General features: G+C 43.8%; 3 protein-coding genes. 2 read left to right on the top strand and 1 reads right to left on the bottom strand.

The window, feature by feature from the left end:
- Positions 1-170 precede the first annotated feature (170 nt).
- Together QT974_RS29560 and QT974_RS29555 are read left to right on the top strand one after the other, a co-directional pair.
- Positions 171-3143 (top strand): adenylate/guanylate cyclase domain-containing protein, encoded by a 2973-nt coding sequence (locus QT974_RS29560; RefSeq protein ID WP_333471952.1) that lies wholly within the window; start codon positions 171-173, stop codon positions 3141-3143.
- A gap of 216 nt (positions 3144-3359) precedes the next feature.
- Complete coding sequence (locus QT974_RS29555) at positions 3360-5423, top strand: adenylate/guanylate cyclase domain-containing protein (protein WP_333471951.1); 2064 nt, start codon at positions 3360-3362, stop codon at positions 5421-5423.
- Positions 5424-5623: 200 nt separating this feature from the next.
- Here QT974_RS29555 and rpmB read toward each other — a convergent pair whose 3' ends face one another.
- Positions 5624-5860 (bottom strand): 50S ribosomal protein L28, encoded by a 237-nt coding sequence (rpmB, locus tag QT974_RS29550; protein ID WP_333471950.1) that lies wholly within the window; start codon positions 5858-5860, stop codon positions 5624-5626.
- Between the last annotated feature and the right edge of the window lie 202 nt (positions 5861-6062).

Here is a 6062-nt window from a genome sequence, read left to right as displayed (position 1 = left end):
GGACTTTGACCGGAATCTTGTCCCCCCCTTATTAAGGGGGGTTAGGGGGGATCGGATTCGGGAGTAGCCTCACAAAAAATTGGTATAAGGTGCGCGCTGCACCTACATTGAGGCTAGCAAGGTGCGCACTGCGCACCCTACACAAACTTATATAAAACTTAGAACTCGACATGAATCTGAACCTAAATCAGTTTCTTCGATTCCCTCAATCCCGAATAGGGCGCTACTTGGCCCAAGTAACTCTCGTGGCGATCGCGATCGCCGTGGGGGCGAGGCTAGCATTTGCAATTCAAGGCGTCAATCCCTTTGCTTCCTCGGTGTGGCCGCCCGCAGGAATTGCACAAGCCGGACTTTTATTGTTTGGCCCAAAAGTTTGGCCTGCGATTGTTTTGGGTATATTTTTCCTCAATTTAGTTAACCCAAGCGAACAGATATTTGCAATTTGGGTGGGAGGTAACGTAGGAGCAGTTTTGCAAGCTGTTTTTGCGGCAACTGTACTGCGCTGGCTGGGGTTTCGTCCGTCTCTAGAACGTTTGAAAGATGTAGTTAATTTAATTTTATTTGGCGGTTTAGTTTCTACTCAGATTAGTTGCACTATTGGCGCGTTTTCCATATATTTAGCTGGCAAAGTAGATTGGACAGAATATTGGTCGCTCCGGTGGAATTGGTGGCTGGGAGATGCAATGGGAGTTTTAATTTTAACTCCTTTGATTTTAATATTTTTGCGTCCTAAGGCAACCGCCAATCGCTTCAAAAGACTAACCGAGCTCCCTAAAAATTATTTAATTTGGCGGGGAGTATGGTTGATATTATTAATTGGGGTGAGCTGGCTGGTATTTGAGTCAAAAAATGACGCTTCTATTTCTCGCTATCCCCTGGAATATTTGCCGTTTCCTTTGATAATTTGGGCAGCGCTCCAATTCGGTCAGCGGGCCGCTGTCCTGGCTTCGTTCATTGTATCGAGCATCGCAATTTTTGGCAGTTCTCACGGAGGCGGGCCGTTTATAGCGAAATCCGAAAATATTAATCAGGCTATCTTATTTTTACAAGCCTTTATGGCGGTAGTGACAATTACTTCGTTGTTATTAGCCGCGACGGTAGCCGAACGCGCGGAGGCAGAAAATTCTCTGCGAGTAAGCGAAATTAAATATCGAGAATTGGTGGAAAATGCTAACAGTATTATTGTCAAACTAACTCCCGACGGCACGATTACTTTTTTTAATGAGTTTGCAGAAATATTCTTTGGCTACAATCAGGAAGAAATCCTGGGGAAAAGTGCTGTGGGAACAATCATTCCCATGAGCGACATCGAAGGAAATAACTTAGAGTTGGTTTACAATCAGATTTTACAAAATCCCGATCGCTTTACCAGCTATGAAAATGAAAATATCCGGCGCAACGGAGCTCGCGTTTGGGTGTCTTGGGCAAATAAGCCACTGGTTGATGCAGCAGGAGAACTTTTGGGCATCCTCTGCATCGGCACGGATATCACCGATCGCCGAAAAGCTGAAATAGAGCTGCTTCATCTGAATGAAGAGTTAGAACTCCGAGTTAAAGAACGCACAAATGCCCTGAAACAAAGCGAACTTCAGCTACAGAAACAGAAATCGGCATTAATTGATTTAGCCAAAAATAAAGCGCTGAATCAAGGCGACTTAACCAAAGCGCTTCAAGAAATTACTGAAACTGCTAGCCGTACTCTGGAAGTTGCGCGATCGAGTATCTGGTTGTACGATCGCCCTAAATCCAAGATGGAGTGCCTGGATTTGTTCGATCGCGCCCTCAACCAGCACTCAGACGGTTTAGAATTAGCAGCCGCAGACTATCCTGTCTATTTTCAAGCATTGCGAGAAGAACCGGCAATAGCTGCCTTTGACGCCCAAAAAGATTTTAGAACTAGAGAATTGGTGGAGTCCCACTTAATTCCGCTGGGCATCACTTCCATCCTAAATACGCCGATTCAAATAGGCCCAGAAACAGCAGGAGTTCTCTGTTTGGAACACGTAGGAATGCCCCGTTATTGGACTATTGAAGAACAAAGTTTCGCTGTTTCTCTAACAGACTCTGTAACTTTCGCAGTGGAAGCGCGAGAACGCCAGCGCGCTGAAGCAGCCCTGCGACAAGCTGAAGCAAAATACCGCAGCATTTTTGAAAAGGCGATCGTCGGCATCTTTCAAACTACTCCAGATGGAGAATATCTCAGCGTCAACCCTGCTTTAATTCGCATTTATGGTTACAGTTCCTGTGAGGAAATGCTGGCAAATTTAACTGATATCAACCGCCAGCTATATGTAGACCCAGAACGCCGCGCCGAAATCATCAACTTAATGCAAAAAAACGGCAAAGTATCGGATTTTGAATCTCAGGTTTACCGTCAAGATGGCAGTATAATTTGGATTGCCGAAAATGCTTATACTGTCTCTGATAGACATGGCAATTTGCTTTCTTACGAAGGTACTGTTCAAGATATCACAACTCGCAAAGAAGCTGAGGCAGCTTTGCGCTTAGAACAAGAAAAATCTGACCGTCTGCTGCTGAACGTTTTACCGCAACCGATCGCCGAAAGACTCAAACAAGACCAAAGTATCATCGCCGATACTTTTGCAGAAGTTACAGTATTGTTTGCAGATATAGTCGGTTTTACGCAAATTAGTTCCCAAATTTCTCCGCAGGAATTAGTTTCCTTGCTTAACGACATTTTTTCGACATTCGATCGCCTAGCCCAAAAGCACGGATTGGAAAAAATTAAGACGATTGGCGACGCTTACATGGTAGTGGGAGGGCTTCCCATGCCCCGCAGCGATCACGCAGAGGCGATCGCCCAAATGGCCCTGGATATGCAGCAGGCAATTATTGACTTCAGCAATACCAACAATCAAGATTTCAGCATCAGAATCGGCATCAACAGCGGCCCGGTTGTCGCCGGAGTCATCGGCATCAAAAAATTTATCTACGATTTGTGGGGAGACACAGTTAACACCGCTTCCCGCATGGAATCTCACGGCTTACCCGGTCAAATTCAAGTCACATCTGCAACTTACGAGCGATTGCAGGACAAGTATTTATTAGAAAGTCGCGGCACCATTGAAGTCAAAGGCAAAGGCAAGATGAACACTTATTTTCTCACAAAAATTAAGTTGTAAAATAAGGAAGATGAAAGAGGCAAAAAGAAAGAAGCAATAAATAGTCGTTGTAGGGTGTGTCGCCAGTAAAAATACCTCAACTTAAATCAATTTTTTGAGTAGCAACGCACCTGTGCTTAGCCCGTACAAACAAAGCCAACAATTCTATTTAAATAATTAAAAATGTCCTAATGGTTTTGGCGGTTGGTATAGTTAGTTAAAAATATAAAAGTCAATATGAACCAAAACAAAAATCAATTTCTGCGATTTATTCAATCTATAAATTGGCAATATTTAGGAAAAATAGCTGTCATTGCCTTTGCTTACGCTTTAGGAGCTAAAATAGCATCTTCAATCCCCGGCGTGAATAAATTAGCTACCTGCGTCTGGCCGCCCGCAGGAATTGCCCAAGCCGCAGTTTTATTATTTGGTCGGCGCCTTTGGCCGGGAATAGCTTTAGGCGTATTTTTTTACGAGACTCTCAACCTCAAAATATCCTTAATAAATGCAACAATTAGTGCTTTTTGCGGTTGTTTGCAAGCTTTATGCGCATTTACTTTGCTGCAACAGTTCAAGTTTCGCCCCTCACTGGCTCGACTAATTGATGTAGTCAATTTAATTTTTTGCGGTGCTGTAGTTGCCACTCAAATCAACTGCACTCTCGGCACGCTGCGGCTGTGTTTGACTGGTCTTATTGACTGGAGCGAATATTGGGAAATTCGGTGGAATTGGTATCTGGGAGACACCTTAGGAGTTTTGATTTTTACTCCGATGCTGCTAATATTTTACCATAAAATAGCGACACGCAATCAACAAAAAAATAAAATTAAAACATTTGTAAATCTAATTTTGCGCGCCATATGTTTGCTACTATTAATAATAGTCAGTTGGCTAGTATACACATCAAAAACTGATAGCAATCTATCCGGCTATCCCCTAGAATACTTGCCATTTCCGTTGGTGATTTGGGCAACCATTCAATTCGGCCAGCGCGGGGCTGTTTTAGCATATTTTATTGTATCCAGTATTGCCATTTGGGGAGGTTCTCAGGGAGGTGGCCCGTTTATTGCCAAAGCCATAAATATTAATCAAGCCATCTTATTTTTGCAGGCTTTCATGAGCGTAATTGTAATTACTTCGCTGCTGTTAGCTGCCACAGTGGCAGAACGCGCATCAGCAGAGGATTTGCTGCGGCAAAGCGAAGTTAAGTATCGGGAATTGGTCGAAAATGCTAACAGCATTATTTTAAAACTAGATACGGAAGGTAATATTACTTTTTTTAACGAGTTTGCACAGAATTTTTTTGGTTACAGAGAAGAAGAAATACTGGGAAAACACGCAGTTGGCACAATTATACCCCAGACAGATACAGGGGGAAACGACCAGGCCGTGTTATTGAGCAATATTTTAAATAACCCGGAACAGTATACAACAAATGAAAATGAAAGTATGCGGCGCAGTGGATCTCGCGTTTGCGTATCCTGGGCAAATAAACCGCTGTTTGATGCGGCCGGAAAGTTCGCGGGGCTGCTGGCAATCGGTACGGATATCACAGACCGCAGGCGGGCTGAAATTGCGCTTGGCAAGCTGAATGAAGAGCTAGAATCTAGAGTTGAAGAACGAACTAATGCTCTCAATGAAACTTTAAATGCACTGCGAGTTCAACAAGCACAGTCAGAACGGTTGTTGTTGAATATTTTGCCGGCAGAAATAGCAAATCGGTTGAAGCGGGGAGATAGCACGATCGCAGATACTTTTGCTGATGTTACTGTATTATTTGCGGACATCGTAGGTTTTACTCAATTGAGTGCGCGAGTTTCTCCAACAGAATTAGTTGCGTTGCTGAATGATATTTTTTCGACTTTTGACAACTTAGCAGAAAGGCACGGTTTGGAAAAAATTAAGACGATTGGCGATGCTTACATGGTAGTGGGAGGGCTACCAATTACTCGCCCAGATCACGCAGAGGCGATCGCAGAAATGGCCCTGGATATGCAGCAGGCAATTATTGAATTCAGCAATACCCACAATCAAGATTTTAGTATCAGAATCGGGATCAATACCGGCCCGGTTGTCGCTGGAGTCATCGGTATTAAAAAATTTATTTACGATTTGTGGGGAGACACCGTTAACACCGCTTCCCGCATGGAATCTCACGGTTCGCCTGGGTGCATTCAGGTGACAGCGGCAACTTATCAGCAATTGCGAGAAAAGTATTTTTTTGAAAATCGCGGTGCCATCGAAGTTAAAGGTAAGGGGAAGATGACTACTTATTTACTGAAATGCCGAAAATTCCTCTAATCCAGGTTTTTCTCTAAAAGTTAAAATTTCCTGGACGCATCAATGCCCAAGAAACCGGGTTTTTTATCTAAATTTAAGGTTATGATGCAGTGTTTATCTAAAAAAACCCGGTTTCTGCCTCAACTTTTTCAGTATATAAAAGTAAGGGCGATCGCACTTTTAATGTATACGATCGCCCTTTGCTCAACTAACAAGGTTATTTAAAGCTTGAAAAGGTTAATACCAGCTTCCTTAGCCATAATTTCCAAACCCTTGTGTTCCAAGGTTTTAATCGCTTTCGTAGAAAGGTGTAACTTTACCCAGCGCTTTTGCTGCGGCCACCAAATCCGCTTCCACTGCAAATTTGCTTCTTGCAACTTGTGAGTGCGGTGGTGCGAGTGAGAAACCGCAAAACCGTTATTCGCCTTCTTGCCCGTTAGCTGACATTTCCGTGACATATTGCCCTCCAGACTACTTGTTTTTGATGCAGCCTTTCATTATATATCAACTGCGTAGAACCCCCCTAGCCCCCCTTGAACCAGGGGGGGACAAGAAACACTCGAATCGCCCGCAAAGCTTGGGAAATCAACTCTTGCTCCCCCCGCAAAGCTTGGGAAATCAACTCTTACTCCCCCCCTGGTTCAAGGGGGGGTTGGGGGG

This window comes from Microcoleus sp. BM001215392 (genome assembly GCF_036700185.1).
Classification (GTDB): Bacteria; Cyanobacteriota; Cyanobacteriia; order Cyanobacteriales; family Microcoleaceae; genus Microcoleus.
The sequence above is the reverse complement of the archived record's forward strand: the minus strand, read 5'-3'. Positions and strand labels throughout refer to the sequence as shown.

What these genes read in the sequence shown, in the direction of transcription:
- QT974_RS29555 (WP_333471951.1), top strand. Translation starts at nt 3,360, where the DNA reads ATGAACCAAAACAAAAATCAATTTCTGCGATTTATTCAATCTATAAAT.
- rpmB (WP_333471950.1), bottom strand. Translation starts at nt 5,860, where the DNA reads ATGTCACGGAAATGTCAGCTAACGGGCAAGAAGGCGAATAACGGTTTT.
- QT974_RS29560 (WP_333471952.1), top strand. Translation starts at nt 171, where the DNA reads ATGAATCTGAACCTAAATCAGTTTCTTCGATTCCCTCAATCCCGAATA.